This is a genomic window from Pseudomonas sp. P4_D7, from assembly GCF_056401755.1.
In genome coordinates this window covers 103407-126146 of the sequence record NZ_JBFUIR010000005.1, presented here as the reverse complement: position 1 = coordinate 126146, position 22740 = coordinate 103407, and the positions used below count along the sequence as shown (strand labels likewise).

Genomic DNA, 22740 nt, shown 5'->3' with positions numbered 1-22740 from the left:
CGGTTTGGCTGATTCACACAATTGAGTTGAAAACCAAGCAAGCGCTCGGTTAAGTTCGGCGAACCTTTCCGTGGAGCTCGCCCATGCCTGCCTTTCAGGAATACTTCGACCCCAGCCACCAATTGGTCCGCGACAGCGTCAGACGTTTCGTCGAACGCGAGATCCTGCCGGACATCGATCAGTGGGAAGAAGCCGAAAGCTTTCCCCGTGAGCTGTACCTGAAGGCTGGCGCGGCAGGCATCCTCGGCATCGGTTATCCGGAAGCGCTGGGAGGCAGCCATGCAGGCGATCTGTTCGCCAAGGTCGCCGCCAGTGAGGAGTTGATGCGCTGCGGCTCTGGCGGCCTGGTAGCGGGGCTGGGATCGCTGGATATCGGCCTGCCACCGATCGTCAAATGGGCCCGTCCCGAGGTGCGTGATCACGTTGTGCCGCAAGTGCTCAGCGGCGAAAAGATCAGTGCCCTGGCCGTCACCGAACCCGGCGGCGGCTCCGACGTCGCCAACCTGCAAACCCGCGCCGTGCGTGACGGCGATGTCTATCGCGTCAGCGGCAGTAAAACCTTTATCACCAGTGGCGTGCGCGCCGATTTCTACACCGTCGCGGTACGCACCGGTGCGCCGGGGTTTGGCGGCATCAGTCTGCTGCTGATCGAGAAGGGTACGCCGGGCTTCACCGTTGGCCGGCAGTTGAAAAAAATGGGTTGGTGGGCGTCGGACACGGCTGAGTTGTTCTTCGACGATTGCCGCGTGCCTGCAGGAAACCTGATCGGCGCCGAGAACATGGGCTTCGCCTGCATCATGGGCAATTTCCAGAGCGAACGGCTGGCGTTGGCGCTGATGGCCAACATGACCTCACAGCTTGCACTGGAGCAAAGCCTGAAGTGGGCGCGCGAGCGCGAAGCGTTTGGCAAGCCGATCGGCAAGTTTCAGGTAATCAAGCATCGCCTCGCCGAGATGGCGACGGCGCTGGAAGTCTCACGCGAGTTTACTTACCGGCAAGCGGCGAAGATGGCGGCGGGGCAGAGTGTGATCAAGGAAATTTCCATGGCGAAGAACTTTGCCACGGACACCTCGGACCGGATCACCACCGAGGCGGTGCAGATTCTTGGCGGGCTGGGTTATATGCGCGAAAGTCTGGTGGAGCGGCTGTATCGGGATAACCGCATTCTGTCGATTGGCGGCGGGACGCGGGAAGTGATGAACGAGATCATTAGCAAGCAGATGGGGCTATAGGTTTCGGCGTGAGGCTGCCGGACCCTTCGCGAGCAAGCTCGCTCCCACAGTTGGAATGCGTTCCCTTGTGGGAGCGAGCTTGCTCGCGAAAGCGTCCGGGAGGGCGCTACTTATTTATCAGTCAGGGCAAACTGCGTCAGGCAGAAGCTAGGAATGCCCATGTCCTCAAGACGCTGCGAACCACCCAGCTCCGGCAAATCAATAATCGCCGCCGCTTCATGCACCCGCGCGCCCATGCGGCGAATCAGGTTGGCTGCTGCGATCAATGTCCCGCCCGTGGCAATCAAATCATCGAACATCACCACCGAATCGCCTTCACACAGGCTGTCGGCGTGCACTTCCAGGAACGCTTCGCCGTACTCGGTTGCGTAACCTTCGGCCAGTACGTCCGCCGGCAGTTTGCCTTGCTTGCGGAACAGCACCAGCGGTTTGTTCAACTGATAGGCCAACACCGAGCCGATCAGGAAGCCACGGGCATCCATCGCGCCAATGTGGGTGAAATCAGCTTCGACGTAGCGGTGGGCGAAACTGTCCATCACCAGGCGCAGAGCCGTCGGCGACTGAAACAGCGGGGTGATGTCGCGAAAGATCACGCCCGGTTTCGGGAAGTCGATCACAGGGCGGATAAGCGATTTGATGTCGAAGGAGTCGAAGACCATCGTCGAGGTGTCCTGGCAGGGCTGCAAACGGCGCAGTATACCCGCGGCTGAAACGCTTCGCTCAACCGCGGATCGAGATCAGCCTTCGATCGAGCCACCGGCCAGCGCGCAGAGCTGGATCGGGTCGAGGATGTGAATCTCTTTGCCCTCGGCGGCGATCAGTTCGTTCTGCTGGAAACGGGTGAAAACCCGGGACACGGTTTCCACCGCCAGACCGAGGTAGTTACCGATTTCATTGCGCGACATGCTCAGGCGGAACTGGTTGGCCGAAAAGCCGCGAGCGCGGAAGCGGGCCGAGAGGTTGACCAGGAAGGTAGCGATGCGCTCGTCGGCGGTTTTTTTCGACAGCAGCAACATCATTTGCTGGTCGTCGCGGATTTCCCGGCTCATAACGCGCATCAACTGGCGGCGTAGCTGCGGCAGTTGCAGGGCCAGTTCATCGAGACGTTCAAAAGGTATTTCGCAGACCGATGTGGTTTCCAGTGCTTGGGCGGAGACCGGGTGTTTCTCGGTGTCCATGCCGGACAGGCCGACCAGTTCGCTCGGCAGGTGGAAACCCGTCAACTGCTCTTCGCCGCTGTCGCTGAGGCTGAAGGTCTTCAGGGCGCCGGAGCGTACTGCATAAACGGAATCGAACGTGTCGCCCTGGCGGAACAGGAACTCGCCCTTTTTCAGCGGGCGGCCGCGTTTAACGATTTCGTCCAGCGCATCCATGTCTTCCAGATTCAGAGAAAGTGGCAGGCAGAGAGGGGCCAGGCTGCAATCCTTGCAATGGGCCTGGTTGTGAGCGCGCAGTTTAACTGGCTCGGACATTTCTTGGATCCTTGTGGGAAAACACACATAAGCCGTAAGGGTAACTCACGGGAGGACATTCAGGCCAGTCTGGGGCGACTTTGCCCTACAGCCATAAAGCCACAGGGCCAGCAGCCGATAAACAGGTATCAAAGTGCATACAAGGAACGATTCGATGGCCGCCATTGGTACGCTGGGCCCCGCTAGCAGCGACGTTGCGGCAACGCCGGAAGCGTTTAAAGCTGTGTCCGGCAATGCACGCGATCCCGGCTCGCCCGAAGAGGCAACCCCGACCTTGGTCGAGGGCGTCAAAGTGTCGCTGTCCGGCGCATCGATCGAAAAGGCCGCCAGTATCGGTGGCGAGAACAGCGACATCGAGAGCAGCGGCTTGCCAGAGAACATCCAGCAATTGCTGAAGATGATCCGCAAACTGCAAAAACAGATTGCCGAGAAAAAGGCACTCATCGAAGCGGTCATGGCCGACAAGCGCCTTTCCAACGAAGAAAAGATCATCAAGGCTGCCGCGCTGCGAGGCGCTATCGCCGCGTTGAATACCGGTCTGATCACGGCCAATCTGGCTTTGTCCAAAGTGGTCGGGCAGTCCGGGTTGACCGCGGATCAGAACCTGAGCGTCGGTTCGTTGCTGACGAAAAACTAGATCACCCGCGAAAAACGCTGACGGTTCTGCTGTTCCAGGTAGGCATCGAACACCATGCACACCGAGCGCACCAGCAGACGACCCGCCGGCAAAACGGCGATCCGCTCGCGATCCAGCGCGATCAGGCCATCACTGGCCATACCCTGCAACTGCGGCCACAGCGCGCCGAAATAGCCCTGAAAATCGATGTTGAACTGCTGCTCGATCTCGGCGAATTCCAGGCTGAAATTGCAGATCAGTTGCTGAATCACCGCTCGGCGCAAGCGATCATCGGCGTTACACACCAGGCCCCGGCTGGTCGCCAGTTGTGCGGCGGCGAGGGTGTTCTGGTACTCGTTGAGATCGCTGCTGTTCTGGCAGTACAGATCGCCGATCTGGCTGATCGCGGAAACCCCCAGACCAATCAGATCGCAGTGGCCATGAGTGGTGTAACCCTGGAAGTTGCGTTGCAGGGTTTGTTCTTCCTGAGCAATCGCCAGCTCGTCATCGGGCAGGGCGAAGTGATCCATGCCGATGTAGCGATAGCCGGCGGCGGTGAGCTGCTCGATGGTGCGCTCAAGCATTTCCAGCTTCTGCGCAGGCTCGGGCAATTCATTGCCGTTGATCCGTCGCTGCGGCATGAAACGCTCGGGCAGGTGCGCATAGTTGAACACCGAGAGCCGGTCCGGTTGCAGGCTGATGACTTCTTCAACGGTGCGGGCGAAATTTTCCGGGGTCTGTTTGGGCAAGCCGTAGATCAAGTCGATATTGATCGAGCGGAACTGCAGGGTACGCGCGGCATCGATCACCGCGCGGGTTTCTTCCAGACTTTGCAGGCGATTGACCGCGCGCTGCACCGCCGGATCAAGGTCTTGCAGGCCGATGCTGACCCGGTTGAAACCCAGTTCGCGCAGCAGGCCCATGGTCGACCAGTCGGCTTCGCGCGGGTCGATCTCGATGCCGTAATCGCCGGAGTCGTCATCCAGCAGATTGAAATGCTTGCGCAGGTGCGCCATCAACTGACGCAGTTCGTCGTGGCTGAGAAAGGTCGGCGTGCCGCCACCGAAGTGCAGTTGTTCGACCTTCTGCGCCGGGTCGAGGTGGCAGGCGATCAACTGGATTTCCTGCTCCAGCCGCTGCAGGTAGGGCAGGGCGCGACCACGATCCTTGGTGATGACTTTGTTGCAGGCGCAGTAGTAGCAAATGTTCGCGCAGAACGGCACATGCACATACAACGACAACGGGCGCAGGGCCTTGCGGCTGTCGCGCAGGGCATGAAACAGGTCGAAGGTGCCGACCTGACTGTGAAATTGCACGGCCGTCGGATACGAGGTGTAGCGCGGCCCCGCCAGGTCGTAGCGGTGGATCAGATCAGAGTCCCAACGAATGGCGTCGAGCATGCGGGCATTCCCCCGGATAGGCTGGCAGTGTGAGCGAGTCTATCGGGGGGCGGTGGTGGCGCTGTTGATTTGCATCAACGGGGAGAGGTGTGGTGTTAGTGCGGGCCTCTTCGCGAGCAGGCTCGCTGCCACATTGGATCGGTGGTGCAACACAAATCCCCTGTGGGAGCGAGCCTGCTCGCGAAGGCCGCGCCGCCGATCTAATGGCCCATGAGCCAATGCTGATGTGGGCCGGGTAATGTCCAGATCCCGAACAGGATCACCAGCAGTCCACCCGCCATGCGCACGCTGCGTTTGCGCAAAATGGCAGTCACGCGTTCCGCCGCAAGCCCCGTCGCCAGCAAAACCGGCCAGGTGCCGAGGCCGAACGCGAGCATCAACAACGCACTGTCCAGCGCATTGCCCTGACTCGCCGACCACAGCAATGTGCTGTAAACCAGTCCGCACGGCAGCCAGCCCCACAACGCGCCAAGTAGTAACGCGCGCGGCACACTCGACACCGGCAGCAAGCGGTTGGCCACCGGTTGAATGTAACGCCACAGCCCGCGCCCCAAACTTTCAATGCGCGTCAGCCCACTCCACCATCCGGCCAGATACAAACCCATGGCGATCAGCAACAACCCGGCCAGCACACGCATGAACAATGCGGCTGGACTGTTCGCCACCGCCCATCCCGCCAGCCCGATCAGCAAGCCCGCCGTGGCATAACTGAGGATTCGGCCCAGGTTGTACGCCAACAACAAGCGAAAGCGCCGGCTGCGCTGTTCCTTGGGAATCGCCAGGGTCAGCGCGCCCATCAAACCGCCGCACATGCCCAGGCAATGACCGCCACCGAGCAGGCCGAGGATCAATGCCGATACCAACAGCGGCGCCAGTTCAAGCATGAGGTGGGGCCTTGTCGTCCGGTTTGTCGGGGTTGGCTTCGTCCACGGCGGCGGTGTGGTTCGGATCCTGATCATCGAACAGGATGCTGTGCGCCGGGCCGTCGAGGTCGTCGTACTGACCGCTGTCCACCGCCCAGAAAAAGATGTAAACGGCGATGGCCACGATCAGCAGGGCGGCCGGGATCATCACGTAGAGAGCTGGCATCTGTACTCCAGGTGCCCGCGCGGCTCAGGCCGGCAGCGGGCGGGTGTGCGATCGGGTGCTGGCGGGCGGCGGACTCGGCAGGCGAGTCAGGCGCAGGGCATTGAGCACCACGGTCAACGAACTGATCGACATGCCGACGGCGGCCCACACCGGAGTGATCCAGCCGAGGGCGGCGAACGGCAACATGAGGCCATTGTACAGCGCCGCCCACAGCAGGTTCTCGATGATGACCCGACGGGTCCGCCGCGCGAGCGTGAAGGCTTGGATCAAGGCGTCGAGGCGGTTGGACAGCAACACCGCATCGGCACTGGTTTTCGCCAGATCGGTGGCCGAACCCATGGCCACGCTGATGTCGGCCGCGGCGAGTACCGGCACGTCATTGACGCCATCGCCGAGCATCAGCACTTTGCGACCTTCCCGGTGCAGCTGTTGCAGGACCTGCAGTTTGTCGTCCGGACGCAAACCGCCACGAGCTTCATCAATGCCCAATTCCGCTGCCACACTGGCGACCATTGGCGAGCTGTCGCCGGACAACAACAGCGTACGCCAGCCGCGCGCCTTGCACGCGGCGAGCAGCGCGGGGGCGTCATCACGCAAGCGGTCGTCGAGAACGAACCACGCCAGCGGCCCTTGAGTGTCGCCGAGCAGCAACCATTGGCCGGCCTCATTCGGCATGGCGGGCACGTTCGCACCGCTGAGGGCGCAGACAAATTCTGCCTGACCGATGCGCAAACGCTGTCCGCCCACCAAGCCTTCGAGGCCAAGCCCCGGCGTGCTGTGGACTTCTTCAGCGGCCAGCGGCGCACGGCCAAAGGCACGGGCAATCGGGTGTTCCGAACGGTTTTCCAGTGCGGCGGCAAGGCTCAGGCATTCATCGCTGTCGCGCGCGCCGAGCGGGCGAATCGAGCGCAGCACCAGTCGGCCTTCGGTGAGGGTGCCGGTCTTGTCGAAGATCACCGTGTCGATTTGATTCAAGCCTTCCAGCACGTGACCACGGGTCAGCAGCAAACCGAGTTTGTGCAATGTCCCGGTGGCTGCGGTGAGCGCGGTCGGTGTCGCCAGCGACAGCGCGCACGGGCAGGTCGCAACGAGCATGGCGAGGACGATCCAGAATGCGCGCGATGAATCCAGCTCCCACCAGAGCAGGCCGATGGCCGCGGCGGCAATCAGTGATAACAGCAAAAACCATTGCGCGGCGCGGTCGGCGATTTCCGCCAGTCGCGGTTTTTCCGCCTGGGCGCGGTCGAGCAGACGGACGATGGCCGACAGGCGCGTGTCTTGGCCCAGCGCCTGAACTTCCACGGTCAACGCGCCTTCGACATTGAGCGTGCCAGCAGTGACCGTGTCGCCGAGGGTACGCGGTTGCGGCAGGTATTCGCCGGTGAGCAGCGATTCGTCGATGCTCGATTGGCCGTCGATGATCTTGCCGTCCGCCGGCAAAATCGAGCCGGCCTGCACCAGAATCCGCTCGCCGAGGCGCAGTTCGCTGAGCAGGATGCGTTCGCTCTGGCCGGCTGCATCAAGGCGCAGGCAGGAGGCAGGCAACAGATTGACCAATTGCGCGGTGGCGGCAGCGGTGCGTTCGCGGGCACGGCGTTCGAGATAGCGGCCGGCAAGCAGGAACAGTGCAAACATCCCCACCGCGTCGAAATACAACTCGCCGACCCCGGTGATCGAGGTCCAGATCCCGGCAATGTAGGCACTGCCGATCGCCAGCGACACCGAGACATCCATGGTCAGGTGGCGTGTGCGCAGATCGCGCATCGCGCCTTTGAAGAACGGCGCGCAGCTGTAGAACACGATCGGTGTGGTCAGGAACAGCGCGACCCAGCGCAGGATCGTGTGCAGCTCGGGGCTGAGGTCGATGTTGAATTCCGGCCAGGTGGCCATGGTCGCCATCATCGCCTGGAACCACAGCAGCCCGGCGACGCCGAGCTGACGCAGGGCCAGGCGGTTTTCGCTGGCCAGTTGTTCGCTGGCGCGATCGGCCTGATACGGGTGGGCGGCGTAGCCGATGTGGCGCAGTTCGGCGAGCACTTGGCTCAGCGGTAATTGCGCGTCGGCCCAGCGCACGTGCAAGCGATGGTTGGACAGGTTCAGCCGCGCTTCGGCCACGGCGGGCAGCGTGCGGAGGTGTTTTTCGATCAGCCAGCCGCAGGCGGCACAACTGATGCCTTCCATCAACAGGGTGGTTTCAGCCAGTTCGCCTTCATGGCGGACGAAGGGTTGCTGCACATCGGCGCGGTCGTACAGGGCCAGTTCATCGACCAATTGCACCGGCAATGCTTCGGGGTTGGCCGAGGCTTCGCTGCGGTGTTGGTAATAGCTTTCCAGGCCGCCGGCGACGATGGCTTCGGCCACGGCCTGACAGCCCGGGCAGCAGAATTCGCGGGATTGCCCGAGTACGACGGCAGTGAAGCGGCTGCTGGACGGGACCGGCAGGGCGCAGTGATAGCAGGGGAGTGGGGTGGTCATGGCATCGTTGAGGGGTTAAGCCCTTGCATTGGGGTTGTCCGCTTGCCCTCACCCCAGCCCTCTCCCGGAGGGAGAGGGAGCCGATTGGTGTGAGCCGGAAAAACTGGTTCAGTCGGCTGGATCATTACTGTCATACACAAAACGTGCAAACGCTCGAGATCAGTTCCCTCTCCTGGGGGAGAGGGCTAGGGTGAGGGGGCTTTTGAAGTTGTTTACTTCTTCAAGTCTTCGGCACCTTGCAGCGGCTCGTCACCCAGCAACAAATCCTTGTCATGGTTAACCAATTCTTCCTCGAACATCCGCCAGACGTGATCATCCTGACTGCCCAGCAACTCGACAAACCGGCGACCTTCAACTTTGTCACCCAATTGACCGATGTAACGCCCGGTTTCAGTCTCGCTGCGGGTCAGGACAATCTTGCGATCCTTCTCCGGCTGCGTCGGTGAAATCAGGTTCAGCTCCAGGGTCTTTGGCTGACTGTCACCGCTCAAGCGCAAATCAACTTCACCGGTCACGTCATCCAGATGCACAGCGGCGCGCATTTTCAGAGTCTGTGCCAACAGTTCACGGTCCAGCGAACGGTTGATGCCTTTGCCGGCCTCGTAGTAGTTGTCGTTGACCAGGTTGTCCGGGTTGTTCACCGCAATGGTCACCATGGACAGGGTCAGGGTCACCGAACAGGCCAGAATCCCGATGATGATCCATGGCCAAAGGTGCTTGTACCAGGGACTTGCGGCGTTTGCTGCGGGCATGTTCAGTTCTCTCAACGGATTTGTGGGCCGATGAATCGGCTCTTGGCTTCAACGTGGACGCTGTCGTCATCGGCATCCTTGAGGATGAATTTCACCTCGTTGGTGCTCGATGGCAGTTGCTCCGGTGCGCTCGACAACTCGACCGGCATGCTGACGATGTCGCCGGCCGCGACTTTGATCTCGCGTTTGCCTTGCAGGCGCAGGTCGGGCAGGCCCGCGGCTTCCAGCACGTAAGTGTGGTCGCGCTGATCCTTGTTCATGATCTTCAGGCTGTAGACGTTTTCGATCCGGCCTTCGGCGTTTTCGCGGTACAGCACGCGGTCCTTGCTAACGTCGAAGCCGACCAGCGAGCGCATCACGAATGCAGTGACCAACAGGCTGATCATCGCCAGCAACACTACGGCATAGCCGATCAGGCGTGGCCGCAGTTTATGGGTTTTCTGCCCGGACAGGTTGTGTTCGGTGGTGTAGCTGATCAGCCCGCGCGGGTAATCCATCTTGTCCATGATGCTGTCGCAGGCGTCGATGCAGGCCGCGCAGCCAATGCACTCGATCTGCAGGCCGTCGCGGATGTCGATGCCGGTCGGGCACACCTGAACGCACATGGTGCAATCGATGCAATCGCCCAGCCCCTGGGCCTTGTAATCGACGCCTTTCTTGCGCGGGCCACGGCTTTCACCGCGACGCGGGTCGTAGGAAACAATCAGCGTGTCCTTGTCGAACATCACGCTCTGGAAGCGTGCGTACGGGCACATGTAAATGCACACCTGCTCACGCAGCCAACCGGCGTTGCCGTAAGTGGCGAGGGTGAAGAAACCGACCCAGAAATACGACCAGCCATCGGCCTGGCCGGTGAAGAATTCGAAGACCAGTTCACGGATCGGCGAGAAGTAGCCAACGAAGGTCATGCCGGTGACAAAACCGATCAACAGCCACAGCGCGTGTTTGGCGAATTTGCGCGCGAATTTGTTGGTGCTCATCGGCGTCTTGTCGAGCTTGATGCGCTGGTTGCGGTCGCCTTCGGTGACCTTCTCGCACCACATGAAAATCCACGTCCACACACTTTGCGGACAGGTGTAGCCGCACCAGACCCGGCCGGCGTACACGGTAATGAAGAACAGGCCGAACGCGGCAATGATCAACAGGCCCGAGAGCAGAATGAAATCCTGTGGCCAGAAAGTGGCGCCGAAGATGAAGAACTTGCGCTCCGGCAGGTTCCACCACACGGCCTGATGACCGCCCCAGTTCAGCCAGACCGTACCGAAATACAGCAGGAACAGTGCCGCGCCGCCCATCATCCGCAGATTGCGGAACAGGCCGGTGAACGCGCGGGTGTAGATTTTTTCTCGAGAGGCGTAAAGGTCAACGCTGTTGTTCGCGTTTTTGCTCGGTGGTGTGACGTCGTGTACCGGAATCTGGTTGCTCATCATTGCATCCCACGGCAGTGGAAAAATGCCTCGGTCGATACGTGCCAACCCAGGTCAGAAAGGGGTGTTGCAGTGGCGCAATGATACGCCGGTCGCTCTGGCTCAAGGGTGCGACCTTTGGTCGCGTTGGGTAAAAAACCTGAATGGTGTAGCGAATGCAGCAAAGCATGATGCAGGTCAATTGACTTGTTGAGTATGGACGGTTTTGGCTTGAGGGCTAATTCATTGTTTCCATGGGAGAACAGTCCGCCGCTGCGGTCATTGCGAGTTTCATAAAAAAGCCTGGTCAGATTGGACGCACGCACGAATGGCGTCACGTTCAGGGTTTCCTTTGCACAACTCGACGCGTGTCTGGCCTGAAAGAAAACTTTGAATGTGGTTTTGCGTGGGCCACGCCACGTTGAATGGAACTTGTCATGTTTATTTTCAGTGCTCTGCAGGTTATTAAACTTGTGCGGCTAGTGTCTCTGAAATAAATCCAATTGATTGTTCTTTGTGAGTGCTTTGAAGTTTTCTGTTTTTTCGAATAAGTTCTGTTTGCGCGAAAAGTTTGCGCCTGATTGATTAATTTAAACGGAATTTAATGTATGGCTTTTAACAAGTTTGCAAGCGTTGTGCTGGGTGTTTGTTTGTGGGCGACGGGTGTATCGGCGCAGGCTATAACCGGAACACCGAAACACATGGTTTTTGCCTCGGATACTCAATATCCCTGGACCGACAAGACCGATGACCGGGAGCCGGAATCCGACGCCGAATTCGATGTTCGTTCGAAATGGCTGGTTGATACTCAGCTTGGGAGTATTGCCGAGTTCAGAAATCAGCACGGCTCTCAAGCCCAGGTGCCTTTGATGATCAATGGCGATATAACCGCTTTTGGTCATGGCTGGCAGCGTTCGTTCATGAAGGATTTACTGACCAAACACTTCAAAGGTGAGTATTTGTACGGCTTGGGTAATCACGATTATGAAAACAATGTTGATGATTGTTTTAGTAATAGCTGTGCAGCGGGAAGTATCGTCGAGTTCAAAGAGCATCATGAGGGTAAAGTCGACAGCTTTGATCTGAAAATCACCAGTGGGTTTCTCAGTAAAAAGTACTCTGGCAGTCTCGCCTATTCAAAAAACATCGGCGAAGTTCATATGGTTCAACTCAATAACGAACCGACGTATACCACCCGGATTGCTCATCCATTGAACCCGACGACATTTGAAATCAACGATGCGCTCGACTGGCTCGAGACGGACCTCAGACTGGCGCGAGCCTCGGGGTACGCCATCATCATCAATATGCATAAACCGTTGCGCCACCAGGGGACCCAGGCGCAACAGAAACGCTTCACCGATATGGTCAATAAATATCAAGTGACGGCGATCTTTGCCGGCCATTTGCATAAGGATGGAGGTGATGCCTATTGGGAGGGTAGCGTGCCCATCTACCTGAGCGGCAGTACGTCTCAGCAAACCTATCTGATTGCCAGTTTCACCGAGGACCGCAAGCAGTTGCAGGTCTATCTGGTGAAGAACAATCAGTGGCGCAATCGAACGCTGATCGATACGACGCCGGTGCATTCAATCTTTGCCAAGCGCCCATAAAAAAAGCCCCGCCAGTGATTAGGCGGGGCTTTGGACGATCAGTGATTGGCCGCGTTCCATGGATTGATCAGATGAACGCCGCTGAGTTGGAAATCGGCAACATTACGGGTGACCAGCGTCAGCCCATGAACAAGCGCGGTGGCGGCGATCAAAGCGTCGCATTCATTGCTGCGATCAGGCACGTGCAGCTGTGCACATCGGCTAGCGACGGCGCTATCGACCGAGAGGATTCTTCCCGAGAATGCGGGTTTGACATGACGCTCGAGCCAGTTGCGCAGCATCCCTCCTTGTGGCGGGTCGCGGCGTTCGATACGCAGAATGCCGGTTTCCAGCTCCAGCACAGTGATGGCCGATAAATACAGGCTGGCCGGGGCGACGCTGTTTGCCCATGTCACCACCTGCTTGTTGGCCTGGGGTTTTCGCAGTTCGGAAACTACATTGGTATCCAGTAGAAACATCAGGACAGGTCCACGCTGCGAGGAGTGATGACGGCGCGCTCGGTTTCGAATTCGATGTCAGGCGCATTCGGCATGACCAGCAGATCGACGATGCTGGTCTGGCTACCGGTCAGTTTCTGGTATTCCTCGATGCTCAGCAGTACATGGGCAGGCTTGCCACGATCGGTAATGATGACCGGGCCCTGATGCGCGGCTTTTTTGGCGGCACTGGTGTCCTGGTTGAATTCGCGGCTGGAAATGGTCGTGATGGCCATCATGTTCGGCCTCCGGTGATTCTGGTGTAGAAACGTTACTACTTTGGGGTTTGCCCAGCAATCAAAAAGGTGGGTTGCGGACGATCGGTTTATCACTGTCATAACGGCACCGGCGAAAGCGCCCCGGCCAAAGGGCAGGGGCGCAGGATATTGGACGTAAATTCGCTGTGTTTTGCTGCCCCCTGTCAGGGCAATCTGCCGCCGCCAAGACCGTCCAGACCGCCGCTGTTACCTGGGCGACCTACAGGGTTTGGTGAGGGTGAGCGTGCGGGTGCCACAGGCCTATTCACCGCCGTTGCTTCATGATCATGGAGGGGCTGCAAACGTTTTGGCAGTGTGGTTTCGTCATTCTTTGACATGTAGGCTTCATCCTTGAAGGTTGACCCGATGCTGTTCATCGGAGTGGGAAAAACCTACAGGGCAGTGCTGCTCAGGTCTATTGAGCATATGTCTCAAGGCATGAATGCCAGCATGAAAAAAGGCCCCGCCAATCAACATTGGCGGGGCCTTTTGTACTTCAAACGCTGGCCTTACTCGGCGTTCGCTTCGGGTGCTTTTTCACCGTGGGACAGGCTGTAAACATATGCCGCCAGCAGGTGCACCTTGTCGTTGCCTTGCAGTTGTTCCTGCGCAGGCATCTGGCCCTGACGGCCGTAACGGATGGTCTGCTGCAGTTGCGCGAAGCTCGAACCGTAGATGAACGCACCCGGGTGGGTCAGGTCAGGCGCGCCCATGGCGGGGGTGCCTTTGCCGGCCGGACCGTGGCAGGCCACGCAGTTGGCGGCGAACAGTTTGCCGCCGTTGGCCGGATCAGCCTTGGTGCCTTCCGGCAGCTTGCGGCCATCCAGGTTGGTCACAACGAATGCTGCTACGTCGGCAACACCTTGCTCACCGATGACTTCAGCCCAGGCCGGCATCACTGCGTGACGACCGCCCATGATGGTGGTCTTGATGGTTTCCGGCTCGCCGCCCCAGCGCCAGTCGGCGTCGGTCAGGTTAGGGAAACCGTAGGCGCCCTTGGCGTCGGAACCGTGGCACACCGAGCAGTTGGAGGCGAACAGACGGCCACCCATCTTCAGTGCTTGCGGATCCTTGGCCACTTCTTCGATCGGCATGGCAGCGAACTTGGCGAAGATCGGACCGAACTTAGCGTCCGAACGAGCCATTTCCTTTTCCCACTCGTGCACGCCGGTCCAGCCGGTCTGGCCGTTGGCGAACGCGGTCTGCTTGTCGTTATCGAGGTAGTTGTAGCCCGGCAGCAGGCCTTTCCAGTTGCCCAGGCCCGGGTACAGCACCAGGTAACCCAAGGCAAAAATGATGGTGCCGACAAACAGCATGAACCACCATTTCGGCAGTGGGTTGTCGTACTCCTCGATCCCGTCGAAAGAGTGCCCGACCGTCTCGTCCGTCTGTTCGCTGCGCTGGCCCTTGCGGGTCGACAGCAGCAGCCAGGTCAGGGAAAAGATCGTACCGAGACTGAGGACTGTGACGTACAGACTCCAGAATGTAGTCATTCTTTGTTACTCCTAGAAGCTTGCTCGACGTGCTTGATGGCTTCGGGATCATCCGCAAAAGGCAACAAGGTCGCGTCTTCAAACTCCGACTTGCGCTTGGGGCTGAACACCCACAGCGCCAGACCGATGAAGGCCACCATCACGACAACGGTGCCCAGGCCACGAATCATCCCGATATCCATCTAGATCACCGTTTGCTTTTGATGATGGTGCCCAGGCCTTGCAGATAGGCCACCAGCGCGTCCATTTCGGTTTTGCCCTTCACGGCATCCTTGGCCCCGGCGATGTCTTCGTCGGTGTAAGGAACGCCGAGCGTGCGCAACACTTCCATCTTCCTGGCAGTGTCTTTGCCGTCGAGCTTGTTTTCTACGAGGAACGGGTAAGCCGGCATTTTCGACTCAGGCACGACGTTGCGCGGGTTGTACAAGTGCGCACGTTGCCAGTCATCGGAGTAACGACCGCCGACACGGGCCAGATCTGGCCCGGTACGTTTGGAACCCCACAGGAACGGGTGATCCCAGACGCTTTCACCGGCGACCGAGTAGTGCCCATAGCGTTCGGTTTCGGCACGGAACGGACGGATCATCTGCGAGTGGCAGCCGACACAGCCGTTGGCGATGTAAACGTCGCGGCCTTCCAGTTCCAGCGCCGAACGCGGCTTCATGCCTTCGACCGGCTTGTTGGTGACGTCCTGGAAAAACAGCGGAACGATTTGGGTCAGGCCGCCAACGCTGACGGCGATGACCATGAAGAAGGCCAGCAGGCCAATATTCTTCTCGACAGCTTCATGCTTCATCAGTGAGCTCCAACGACAGCGATCTGGGCAGCGGCTTCGGCTTCAGCCGGGTTCGAGGCGCGCACGGTGCGCCAGACGTTGTAAGCCATCAGGAACATGCCGCTGGCGAAGAAAGCACCGCCCAAGGCGCGAACGATGTAGCCCGGGTGGCTGGCTTGCAGCGCTTCAACGAACGAGTAGGTGAGGGTGCCGTCGTCGTTGATTGCACGCCACATCAGGCCCTGCGTGATGCCGTTGACCCACATCGAAGCGATGTACAGCACGGTGCCGATGGTCGCGAGCCAGAAGTGCGCGTTGATCAGGCCGACACTGTGCATCTGCGCACGCCCGAACAGACGCGGGATCATGTGGTAGATCGCGCCGATCGAGATCATCGCGACCCAACCGAGAGCGCCAGCGTGTACGTGGCCGATGGTCCAGTCGGTGTAGTGCGAGAGCGAGTTGACGGTCTTGATCGCCATCATCGGCCCTTCGAAGGTCGACATGCCGTAGAACGCCAACGAAACCACGAGGAAGCGCAGGATCGGGTCGGTGCGCAACTTATGCCAGGCGCCCGACAGGGTCATCATGCCGTTGATCATGCCGCCCCAGCTTGGCGCCAGGAGGATGATCGACATCGCCATGCCCAGCGATTGTGCCCAATCCGGCAATGCGGTGTAGTGCAGGTGGTGCGGGCCGGCCCAGATGTACAGGGTGATCAGGGCCCAGAAGTGCACGATCGACAGACGATAGGAGTAGATCGGACGTTCGGCCTGTTTCGGCACGAAGTAGTACATCATCCCGAGGAAACCGGTGGTCAGGAAGAAGCCCACCGCGTTGTGGCCGTACCACCACTGGATCATCGCATCGGTCGCGCCGGAGTAGGCGGAGTAGGACTTGAAGAAGCTCACCGGCAGGGAGGCRTGGTTGACGATGTGCAGCATCGCCGTGACCACGATGAACGCACCGTAGAACCAGTTACCCACATAAATGTGCTTGGTTTTGCGCTTGGTAATGGTGCCAAAGAACACCAGACCGTAGGTGACCCAGACAATCGCCAGCAGAATAGCCAGTGGCCATTCCAGTTCCGCGTATTCCTTGGTGGTGGTGTAACCCAGCGGCAAGGTGATGATTGCGCCGACGATCACCGCTTGCCAGCCCCAGAAGGTGAAGGCCGCGAGGCTGTCGGAAATCAGTCGCGTCTGGCAGGTTCGCTGCACGACATAGTAGGAAGTGGCAAACAGTGCACAACCACCGAAGGCGAAAATCACCAGGTTTGTGTGCAACGGGCGCAGGCGTCCAAAGCTCGTCCACGGCAGACCGAAGTTCAACTCCGGCCAGACCAGTTGCGAGGCGATGAAGACACCGAGCCCCATGCCAAGGATCCCCCAGACCACCGTCATGATGGCGAACTGGCGGACTACCTTATAGTTATAAGCAGTCGGACTGATTGCTGTGCTCATTCTAAGGTTCCACGGTTTGGGTGTTTTATTAGGATTAAAATCGGCCGCAAGTATGCAGAGAGCAGGGGGTCATTGCAACGCGCCATGACCTGGGTCAATGCTTTCCAACGCTGATTCTGCGGCCTTTCCATGCGCCGCGTAAGGACAAAATTGGCCTCGGACAAAATGTCGCAGCGGACGAAAAAAGCGAGGGGTTCAGGTCGCTTGTAACGGAGTGTGTTCAAACGCTCAGTTCGGGTGACGGACGGTAAATGGCACGACAGCCGGTATCTACCGGCGTTTGCGGCCACATCAGTCAGCCGGTTCGCGGAACACAGCAGTCAGCGTTGACCTGGAACCGGCACAAGCCAGTCCGCATCGAGCAAGCGTAGACCCGAATCAGAGGAACCGAAAGGAGAGGGTGTGAAGGGGTGCGACAATGCGTCGCAAAGGGGCTGGATGCTGCCGCACCGAGAATGGTGCGGCAGAGGTGTACGCAATGATTACTTCTTGTTGTCTTCAGTAATCAGTTTTTCTGTATTCAATCCATGTGACAGGCTGTACACATAAGCGGCAAGCAATTGCACTTTATCGTTGCCCAACAGCTCGTTCTGCGCCGGCATGTGACCCTGGCGACCATGGCGAATGGTCTGCTCGAGTTGGGTCAGGCTGGTGCCATAGATAAACCCGGCCGGGTGCGTCAGATTCGGCGCGCCCATGGCTTCAGTACCTTGGCCGGTCGCCCCATGACAGGCCACGCAAGTGGTGCTGAACGCTTGCTGTCCGGCTTGCAGGTCAGCCTTGTTGTCGGCTGGCAATGGCAAACCGGCCAGTTCGTGACGGACGTACGCCGCGACGTTTTTCACCCCGGCTTCGCCCAACACTTCGCCCCAGGCCGGCATCGCCGCCATCCGGCCACCCATGATGGTGGTCTTGATGGTGTCGGCGTCGCCGCCCCAGCGCCAGTCGCTGTCGGCAAGGTTAGGGAAACCGAACGCGCCTTTGGCATCGGAACCGTGGCACACCGAGCAATTGGAAGCGAACAAGCGGCCACCCATTTTCAGCGCCTGTGGGTCCTTCGCCACTTCTTCCAGCGGCATGGCGGCGAACTTGGCGAAGATCGGCCCGAATTTGGCGTCGGCCTTGTTCATTTCCTTTTCCCACTCGTGCACGCCGGTCCAGCCATCCTCGTAACCGGGAAGAATGCCTTTCCAGTTGCCCAGGCCCGGATAGAGGATCAGATAGCCCACGGAAAACACCAGCGTGCCGGCGAACAGCATGAACCACCACTGCGGCAGCGGGTTGTCGTACTCCTCGATGCCGTCGAAGCTGTGGCCCATGGTCTGGTCGACGCTGCCCTTGGTCTCGCCCCGGCGGGTGCCGATCAGCAGCCACGTCAGGCCGATCAGGCTGCCGATGGTCAGTACGCAGATCCACGTACTCCAGAAGGTGGTCATGGCCGGGTACTCCTTGTCTCATTTACTGGGGTTGTGTCGGGTTGCGGCTCGTCGGCGAACGGCAGCAGACGCGCTTCGGCGAACTCCGGGGTGCGCTTGCGGTTGAACACCCACAAGGTCAGGCCGACAAAGGCGACGAACACCACGACCGTGCCGAGGCCACGAATCATGCCTGCACTCATTTCAATGACCATGGCTCACCTCTTGCTCTTGATCGCAGTGCCGAGCACTTGCAGGTAGGAGACGAGGGCGTCCATTTCGGTCTTGCCCTTGAGGCTGGCCACCGCACCGCTGATGTCGTCGTCGGTGTACGGCACGCCGAGGGTGCGCATGGTCTTGAGCTTGGTTTCGGTGTGGCTGCTGTCGACCGCTTGCGTGACCAGCCACGGATAGGCGGGCATTTTCGATTCCGGCACAACGTTGCGCGGGTTGTACAAGTGCGCGCGGTGCCAGTCATCCGAGTAACGCGCGCCGACCCGGGCGAGGTCCGGACCGGTACGTTTCGAACCCCACAGGAACGGGTGATCCCAAACGCTTTCGCCGGCCACCGAGTAGTGCCCGTAGCGCTCGGTTTCGGCGCGGAACGGCCGGATCATCTGCGAGTGGCAACCGACGCAGCCTTCGCGGATGTAGATGTCGCGGCCTTCCAGTTGCAGCGCGGTGTAGGGCTTCATGCCTTCCACCGGTTTGTTGGTGACGTCCTGGAAGAACAGCGGGACGATCTGGGTCAGGCCGCCGATGCTCACGGCGAACACCATGAGCAACATCAACAGGCCGACGTTCTTTTCAATCGTTTCGTGTTTCATGGCGGACTCCTCAGGCCATCTGCGCGGCAGCAACGACGTCAGCAGGCTGCGAGGCCCGCACGGTGCGCCAGGTGTTGTAAGCCATCAGGAACATGCCGCTGAGGAAGATCGCCCCACCAATCAGCCGCACGACGAAGCCTGGATGGCTGGCCACCAGGGTTTCGACGAAGGAGTAGGTCAGCGTGCCGTCCTCGTTCACCGCGCGCCACATCAGGCCTTGGGCGATGCCGTTGACCCACATCGAGGCGATGTAGAGCACGGTGCCGATGGTCGCGAGCCAGAAGTGCGCGTTGATCAAACCGACGCTGTGCATCTGCGCCTTGCCGAAGATTTTCGGGATCATGTGGTACAGCGCGCCGATCGAGATCATCGCGACCCAGCCGAGAGCGCCGGCGTGTACGTGGCCGATGGTCCAGTCGGTGTAGTGGGAGAGGGCGTTGACGGTCTTGATCGCCATCATCGGACCTTCGAAGGTCGACATGCCGTAGAACGCCAGCGAGACCACAAGGAAGCGCAGGATCGGGTCGCTGCGCAACTTATGCCAGGCGCCCGAGAGGGTCATCATGCCGTTGATCATGCCGCCCCAGCTCGGTGCCAGCAGAATCAGCGACATCACCATGCCCAGCGACTGTGCCCAGTCCGGCAGCGCGGTGTAGTGCAAGTGGTGCGGGCCGGCCCAGATGTACAGGGTGATCAAGGCCCAGAAGTGCACGATCGACAGGCGATACGAATACACCGGACGCTCGGCCTGTTTCGGCACGAAGTAGTACATCATCCCGAGGAAACCGGCGGTGAGGAAAAAGCCTACGGCGTTGTGGCCGTACCACCATTGCACCATCGCGTCGGTTGCACCGGCGTACACCGAGTAGGACTTGGTGAAACTCACCGGCAACTCAAGGTTGTTGACGATGTGCAGAATCGCCACGGTGATGATGAACGCGCCGAAGAACCAGTTGCCCACGTAGATGTGCTTGGTCTTGCGCTGCATGATCGTGCCGAAGAACACGATGGCGTAGGCGACCCAGACGATGGTGATCAGGATGTCGATCGGCCATTCCAGCTCGGCGTATTCCTTGGAGCTGGTGTAACCCAGTGGCAGGCTGATCGCCGCCAACAGGATCACCAGTTGCCAGCCCCAGAAGCAGAACGCGGCGATTTTCGGCGCAAACAATTGGGTTTGGCAGGTGCGTTGCACCGAGTAGAACGAACTGGCGAACAGCGCACAGCCACCGAACGCGAAGATCACCGCGTTGGTGTGCAGCGGGCGCAGACGGCCGAAACTGGTCCAGGGCAAATTGAAGTTGAGTTCGGGCCAGACCAATTGGGCCGCGAGAAAAACCCCGAGGCCCATGCCGACGATGCCCCACACCACCGTCATAATGGCGAATTGGCGGACCACCTTGTAGTTGTAGGCGGTACTGATAGAAGTGTTCATGGTTCCCCATCCACGGTTCAGCCGAAGTGAGCGCGCGCAAAACACGCGGCGAATCCTTCGTCTGGAGTTATAGGCAGACTAAAAGCGAGGCAAGCATGGACAAACAGCACAAGGCCAGTATTGACGGGGATCAATGGGCGCAGTGCGTGCTCGATCATGGATGGCTTTGGAACGCCGCCAGTGGTGAGGCTTCAGCGACGTTGATCCTTGCCCACGGTGCTGGTGCTCCGATGGATAGCGATTGGATGAACGACATGGCTGGGCGCCTTGCCGGGCTTGGCATCAACGTGTTGCGGTTTGAGTTTGCGTATATGGCGCAGCGGCGGGTGGATGGCGTGAAGCGGCCGCCGAATCCTGCTGCGAAACTGCAGGAATGCTGGCGCGAAGTGTTTGCCGAAGTGCGACGTCATGTCGCTGGGCCGCTGGGGATCGGCGGCAAGTCCATGGGCGGGCGGATGGCGAGTCTTTTGGCTGACGAATTGGGCGTTGATGCGTTGGTGTGTTTGGGCTATCCGTTTTATGCAGTGGGTAAACCGGAGAAACCGCGGGTTGAGCATTTGGCTTCTTTGCAGACGCGGACTTTGATTGTGCAGGGGGAGCGGGATGCGCTGGGTAATCGGGAGGCGGTTGAGGCTTACACCTTGTCACCGAGTATTGAGGTGACGTGGCTAACGGCTGCAGATCATGACCTCAAGCCATTAAAGGTTTCCGGGTTTACCCATGAACAGCATTTGGCCAGCGCTGCGCAGAAAGTATCCGAGTTTCTCAAGGGTTAACCGAGATCCCGAACTGCATAAAGATCGGCTCCCTTTCCCCCTCGCCCCCTTGGGGGCGGTCCGACGTTTCGGGAGGGCTGGGGTGAGGGGGTAGATCTTGAACACTGCACATTTTTCGATCTATGTGCATATTCGTTGCTGCGGTTAAGCCCACTTAGGGTTTCGCCCTTACGGCGACTCACTTTTTTTACAAACGCCTAAAAAAGTAAGCAAAAAAACGCTTGCTCCTACGTGCGGCCCGCTCGCTAAAGCTCGGGGTCCCTTCGCTCCGGGATCGATCCGGGCGCAGCGTCTCCGGTTTGCTTCGCTGCACCTCCTCTCGCTGTGTTTGGCTGCGCCAAACGGTCGCTACGCTCCCACCCCCGGATCAATCCCTCCACTCAGCCTTCCGACGTCGCCCGTGAATCAAGATCAAAAGCAGGCGAGCTGACACTCGGCCTATTGAGTGGTGAAGAGCACGGCGCGCTTGGCTTTGGTTTTTGTGGTGTTATCGCCCCTCACCCCAGCCCTCTCCCGAGGGAGAGGGAGCCGATTTTTGGGCTTTTCAAAGCCTGAGTTCAACGCGCTATTGCACGTCGGCGTACCTCTCCCAAACACCGCGATCAGTCCCCTCTCCCTCGGGGAGAGGGCTAGGGTGAGGGGCTTTTGATCTGTTTCAGAATCTGAGTTCAACTCGGTATCGCACGTCGGCGTATCTCTTCCATTCCATGCGGTCAGTCCCCTCTCCCTCTGGGAGAGGGTTAGGGTGAGGGGCGATTTCGCTGACACGATAAAAAACTGGAAGCGCGCACTGCCCAGCATTTCCTGTGCGCAAACATGATTTTGTGAGCACGTTTAAATTACACAACCCGTTACGCCACGGGGCCTACAACACCTTGCGCCGTTACCTACGCGTACGCCAGAATCCGCCGGCTTACACGACTACAGGCCGGGCTATATCGTTTCCTTGTCACTGAAAAACAGTGATCGGGTTTGGTAGCCCGCCTTAAATTGTCGTTGTTGCGACACTGTCGATGCTGTCTCCTTTTTGAGATATGGCTTTGTATGGTGGGCATGCGTGGGGCTCCTCTGTGAGCGCCGGGTTACCCAATTTGACCGGTCTACCAACCCGCGCATGGCCGCCACCCGCCGTTTGGTAGCGAGGGTGATGGCTCCCGTTTTTTCAAATTGGAGCTTTATCTATGTTCAAAATCACACCAAACCCACCACCCACTGATCCAATCCCCCACGACCCAGCGCTCAGCCCGCAAAAGATCAAAGAAGCAACCGACCGCGCCCTCGACTATTACCTCAGACCCGAAGCACTGGGGGCTCCACCAAGCTCGCCAAAATTTCGCCCGGTCTATCTCGTCGACCCCACGCTGGATGACGAAACCCTGCTGGTCGAGGCGAGCGAGTCGCTTTCATACGCCCACGCCATGGCCGGCAACATCGCCAACTCAATAGGCGGCCCGGAGCGCAAACCGCTGCTGGCGCTGCAACAGGTGATCATGCTCAACGAGCTGTTGGTCAATCGACTGCTGGATAAGCTGAAGTTGCCTCAGTAGTTATTGGGCCGGCCCTCACCCTAACCCTCTCCCAGAGGTAGAGGGGACTGACCGAGGTGAATGTGCCAGGTGCACCGACTTGAGATACCGAGTCGAACTCAAATTCTGAAATGCACAGAGATCGGCTCCCTTTCCCCCTCGCCCCCTTGGGGGGAGAGGGCTGGGGTGAGGGGGAGATATTCAATGACACAACAAAAAACCCGGAAGCTCTCGCTTTCCGG

Annotated in this window: 24 protein-coding genes; 5 read left to right on the top strand and 19 right to left on the bottom strand. The window is 59.3% G+C overall.

The window, feature by feature from the left end; all coding sequences use genetic code 11:
• Positions 1-83 precede the first annotated feature (83 nt).
• Positions 84-1232, top strand: a complete 1149-nt coding sequence (locus AC1DVF_RS06050; RefSeq protein WP_194934563.1) for an acyl-CoA dehydrogenase family protein — start codon at positions 84-86, stop codon at positions 1230-1232.
• A 110-nt stretch (positions 1233-1342) separates the two neighbouring features.
• Here the strand turns inward: AC1DVF_RS06050 and AC1DVF_RS06045 are convergent, their stop codons facing one another.
• Together AC1DVF_RS06045 and fnr are read right to left on the bottom strand one after the other, a co-directional pair.
• Complete coding sequence (locus tag AC1DVF_RS06045; RefSeq protein WP_034152844.1) at positions 1343-1891, bottom strand: adenine phosphoribosyltransferase; 549 nt, start codon at positions 1889-1891, stop codon at positions 1343-1345.
• A gap of 78 nt (positions 1892-1969) precedes the next feature.
• A complete protein-coding gene (gene fnr, locus AC1DVF_RS06040; RefSeq protein ID WP_007918332.1) occupies positions 1970-2704 on the bottom strand; it encodes a fumarate/nitrate reduction transcriptional regulator Fnr in 735 nt (244 codons plus the stop codon).
• A gap of 154 nt (positions 2705-2858) precedes the next feature.
• On the opposite strand from fnr, the gene AC1DVF_RS06035 reads away from it, so the two are divergent.
• Positions 2859-3341, top strand: coding sequence for a hypothetical protein (locus AC1DVF_RS06035; protein WP_116255244.1), 483 nt, complete (start codon positions 2859-2861; stop codon positions 3339-3341).
• On the opposite strand, the gene hemN is transcribed toward AC1DVF_RS06035, so the two are convergent.
• The 7 genes from hemN to AC1DVF_RS06000 form a co-directional block, all read right to left on the bottom strand.
• Positions 3338-4720 (bottom strand): oxygen-independent coproporphyrinogen III oxidase, encoded by a 1383-nt coding sequence (hemN, locus tag AC1DVF_RS06030; RefSeq protein ID WP_477782218.1) that lies wholly within the window; start codon positions 4718-4720, stop codon positions 3338-3340. The two genes, AC1DVF_RS06035 and hemN, sit on opposite strands and share 4 nt — an antisense overlap.
• A gap of 200 nt (positions 4721-4920) precedes the next feature.
• Positions 4921-5604, bottom strand: a complete 684-nt coding sequence (locus AC1DVF_RS06025) for a sulfite exporter TauE/SafE family protein (RefSeq protein ID WP_064116888.1) — start codon at positions 5602-5604, stop codon at positions 4921-4923.
• Positions 5597-5809 carry a cbb3-type cytochrome oxidase assembly protein CcoS gene (ccoS, locus tag AC1DVF_RS06020; protein WP_093431851.1) on the bottom strand — a complete coding sequence of 71 codons (213 nt, stop codon included), beginning with the start codon at positions 5807-5809 and terminating at the stop codon, positions 5597-5599. Before ccoS ends, AC1DVF_RS06025 begins: the two co-directional genes overlap by 8 nt.
• Positions 5810-5833: 24 nt before the next feature.
• Positions 5834-8284 carry a heavy metal translocating P-type ATPase gene (locus tag AC1DVF_RS06015; RefSeq protein WP_477782217.1) on the bottom strand — a complete coding sequence of 817 codons (2451 nt, stop codon included), beginning with the start codon at positions 8282-8284 and terminating at the stop codon, positions 5834-5836.
• A gap of 212 nt (positions 8285-8496) precedes the next feature.
• Complete coding sequence (locus tag AC1DVF_RS06010; RefSeq protein ID WP_093431857.1) at positions 8497-9036, bottom strand: FixH family protein; 540 nt, start codon at positions 9034-9036, stop codon at positions 8497-8499.
• Positions 9037-9047: 11 nt separating this feature from the next.
• Positions 9048-10463, bottom strand: a complete 1416-nt coding sequence (gene ccoG / locus AC1DVF_RS06005) for a cytochrome c oxidase accessory protein CcoG (protein ID WP_093431860.1) — start codon at positions 10461-10463, stop codon at positions 9048-9050.
• Positions 10463-10780 (bottom strand): hypothetical protein, encoded by a 318-nt coding sequence (locus tag AC1DVF_RS06000; protein WP_257358019.1) that lies wholly within the window; start codon positions 10778-10780, stop codon positions 10463-10465. Before AC1DVF_RS06000 ends, ccoG begins: the two co-directional genes overlap by 1 nt.
• A gap of 270 nt (positions 10781-11050) precedes the next feature.
• On the opposite strand from AC1DVF_RS06000, the gene AC1DVF_RS05995 reads away from it, so the two are divergent.
• Positions 11051-12055: a metallophosphoesterase family protein gene (locus AC1DVF_RS05995; RefSeq protein WP_460098353.1), complete on the top strand. Its 1005-nt coding sequence runs from the start codon at positions 11051-11053 to the stop codon at positions 12053-12055.
• A gap of 38 nt (positions 12056-12093) precedes the next feature.
• Here AC1DVF_RS05995 and AC1DVF_RS05990 read toward each other — a convergent pair whose 3' ends face one another.
• From AC1DVF_RS05990 to ccoN (AC1DVF_RS05945), 10 genes are all read right to left on the bottom strand, one after another.
• On the bottom strand, positions 12094-12513 hold the full coding sequence (locus AC1DVF_RS05990) for a type II toxin-antitoxin system VapC family toxin (RefSeq protein WP_093431866.1): 420 nt from the start codon (positions 12511-12513) through the stop codon (positions 12094-12096).
• Positions 12513-12767 carry a type II toxin-antitoxin system Phd/YefM family antitoxin gene (locus AC1DVF_RS05985; RefSeq protein WP_175559588.1) on the bottom strand — a complete coding sequence of 85 codons (255 nt, stop codon included), beginning with the start codon at positions 12765-12767 and terminating at the stop codon, positions 12513-12515. The genes AC1DVF_RS05990 and AC1DVF_RS05985 overlap by 1 nt, the downstream gene beginning before the upstream one ends.
• Positions 12768-13297: 530 nt before the next feature.
• Positions 13298-14281, bottom strand: coding sequence for a cytochrome-c oxidase, cbb3-type subunit III (gene ccoP, locus AC1DVF_RS05980; RefSeq protein WP_093431872.1), 984 nt, complete (start codon positions 14279-14281; stop codon positions 13298-13300).
• A complete protein-coding gene (locus AC1DVF_RS05975) occupies positions 14278-14463 on the bottom strand; it encodes a CcoQ/FixQ family Cbb3-type cytochrome c oxidase assembly chaperone (protein ID WP_003175465.1) in 186 nt (61 codons plus the stop codon). Before AC1DVF_RS05975 ends, ccoP (AC1DVF_RS05980) begins: the two co-directional genes overlap by 4 nt.
• A gap of 5 nt (positions 14464-14468) precedes the next feature.
• Positions 14469-15077, bottom strand: coding sequence for a cytochrome-c oxidase, cbb3-type subunit II (gene ccoO, locus AC1DVF_RS05970; protein ID WP_093431874.1), 609 nt, complete (start codon positions 15075-15077; stop codon positions 14469-14471).
• Positions 15077-16519: a cytochrome-c oxidase, cbb3-type subunit I gene (ccoN, locus tag AC1DVF_RS05965; RefSeq protein WP_093431876.1), complete on the bottom strand. Its 1443-nt coding sequence runs from the start codon at positions 16517-16519 to the stop codon at positions 15077-15079. The genes ccoO (AC1DVF_RS05970) and ccoN (AC1DVF_RS05965) overlap by 1 nt, the downstream gene beginning before the upstream one ends.
• A 482-nt stretch (positions 16520-17001) precedes the next feature.
• Complete coding sequence (gene ccoP / locus AC1DVF_RS05960; protein ID WP_095047712.1) at positions 17002-17955, bottom strand: cytochrome-c oxidase, cbb3-type subunit III; 954 nt, start codon at positions 17953-17955, stop codon at positions 17002-17004.
• Complete coding sequence (locus tag AC1DVF_RS05955; RefSeq protein WP_016987592.1) at positions 17952-18149, bottom strand: cbb3-type cytochrome c oxidase subunit 3; 198 nt, start codon at positions 18147-18149, stop codon at positions 17952-17954. Before AC1DVF_RS05955 ends, ccoP (AC1DVF_RS05960) begins: the two co-directional genes overlap by 4 nt.
• 3 nt (positions 18150-18152) lie before the next feature.
• Positions 18153-18761: a cytochrome-c oxidase, cbb3-type subunit II gene (ccoO, locus tag AC1DVF_RS05950; protein ID WP_003223389.1), complete on the bottom strand. Its 609-nt coding sequence runs from the start codon at positions 18759-18761 to the stop codon at positions 18153-18155.
• Between the two features lie 10 nt (positions 18762-18771).
• A complete protein-coding gene (ccoN, locus tag AC1DVF_RS05945) occupies positions 18772-20196 on the bottom strand; it encodes a cytochrome-c oxidase, cbb3-type subunit I (RefSeq protein WP_008082029.1) in 1425 nt (474 codons plus the stop codon).
• Positions 20197-20291: 95 nt separating this feature from the next.
• Between ccoN (AC1DVF_RS05945) and AC1DVF_RS05940 the strand changes: the two genes are divergently transcribed.
• The gene (locus AC1DVF_RS05940; RefSeq protein WP_477782216.1) at positions 20292-20972 is read left to right on the top strand and encodes an alpha/beta family hydrolase; all 681 of its coding nucleotides are present in this window, start codon (positions 20292-20294) and stop codon (positions 20970-20972) included.
• 1181 nt (positions 20973-22153) lie between these two features.
• A complete protein-coding gene (locus AC1DVF_RS05935; RefSeq protein WP_099758482.1) occupies positions 22154-22519 on the top strand; it encodes a DUF6124 family protein in 366 nt (121 codons plus the stop codon).
• Positions 22520-22740 lie beyond the last annotated feature (221 nt).

Coding starts and splice junctions, on each gene's coding strand:
- AC1DVF_RS06050 (WP_194934563.1), top strand. CDS start 84: ATGCCTGCCTTTCAGGAATACTTCGACCCCAGCCACCAATTGGTCCGC.
- AC1DVF_RS06045 (WP_034152844.1), bottom strand. CDS start 1,891: ATGGTCTTCGACTCCTTCGACATCAAATCGCTTATCCGCCCTGTGATC.
- fnr (WP_007918332.1), bottom strand. CDS start 2,704: ATGTCCGAGCCAGTTAAACTGCGCGCTCACAACCAGGCCCATTGCAAG.
- AC1DVF_RS06035 (WP_116255244.1), top strand. CDS start 2,859: ATGGCCGCCATTGGTACGCTGGGCCCCGCTAGCAGCGACGTTGCGGCA.
- hemN (WP_477782218.1), bottom strand. CDS start 4,720: ATGCTCGACGCCATTCGTTGGGACTCTGATCTGATCCACCGCTACGAC.
- AC1DVF_RS06025 (WP_064116888.1), bottom strand. CDS start 5,604: ATGCTTGAACTGGCGCCGCTGTTGGTATCGGCATTGATCCTCGGCCTG.
- ccoS (WP_093431851.1), bottom strand. CDS start 5,809: ATGCCAGCTCTCTACGTGATGATCCCGGCCGCCCTGCTGATCGTGGCC.
- AC1DVF_RS06015 (WP_477782217.1), bottom strand. CDS start 8,284: ATGACCACCCCACTCCCCTGCTATCACTGCGCCCTGCCGGTCCCGTCC.
- AC1DVF_RS06010 (WP_093431857.1), bottom strand. CDS start 9,036: ATGCCCGCAGCAAACGCCGCAAGTCCCTGGTACAAGCACCTTTGGCCA.
- ccoG (WP_093431860.1), bottom strand. CDS start 10,463: ATGAGCAACCAGATTCCGGTACACGACGTCACACCACCGAGCAAAAAC.
- AC1DVF_RS05995 (WP_460098353.1), top strand. CDS start 11,051: ATGGCTTTTAACAAGTTTGCAAGCGTTGTGCTGGGTGTTTGTTTGTGG.
- AC1DVF_RS05990 (WP_093431866.1), bottom strand. CDS start 12,513: ATGTTTCTACTGGATACCAATGTAGTTTCCGAACTGCGAAAACCCCAG.
- AC1DVF_RS05985 (WP_175559588.1), bottom strand. CDS start 12,767: ATGGCCATCACGACCATTTCCAGCCGCGAATTCAACCAGGACACCAGT.
- ccoP (WP_093431872.1), bottom strand. CDS start 14,281: ATGACTACATTCTGGAGTCTGTACGTCACAGTCCTCAGTCTCGGTACG.
- AC1DVF_RS05975 (WP_003175465.1), bottom strand. CDS start 14,463: ATGGATATCGGGATGATTCGTGGCCTGGGCACCGTTGTCGTGATGGTG.
- ccoO (WP_093431874.1), bottom strand. CDS start 15,077: ATGAAGCATGAAGCTGTCGAGAAGAATATTGGCCTGCTGGCCTTCTTC.
- ccoP (WP_095047712.1), bottom strand. CDS start 17,955: ATGACCACCTTCTGGAGTACGTGGATCTGCGTACTGACCATCGGCAGC.
- AC1DVF_RS05955 (WP_016987592.1), bottom strand. CDS start 18,149: ATGGTCATTGAAATGAGTGCAGGCATGATTCGTGGCCTCGGCACGGTC.
- ccoO (WP_003223389.1), bottom strand. CDS start 18,761: ATGAAACACGAAACGATTGAAAAGAACGTCGGCCTGTTGATGTTGCTC.
- ccoN (WP_008082029.1), bottom strand. CDS start 20,196: ATGAACACTTCTATCAGTACCGCCTACAACTACAAGGTGGTCCGCCAA.
- AC1DVF_RS05940 (WP_477782216.1), top strand. CDS start 20,292: ATGGACAAACAGCACAAGGCCAGTATTGACGGGGATCAATGGGCGCAG.
- AC1DVF_RS05935 (WP_099758482.1), top strand. CDS start 22,154: ATGTTCAAAATCACACCAAACCCACCACCCACTGATCCAATCCCCCAC.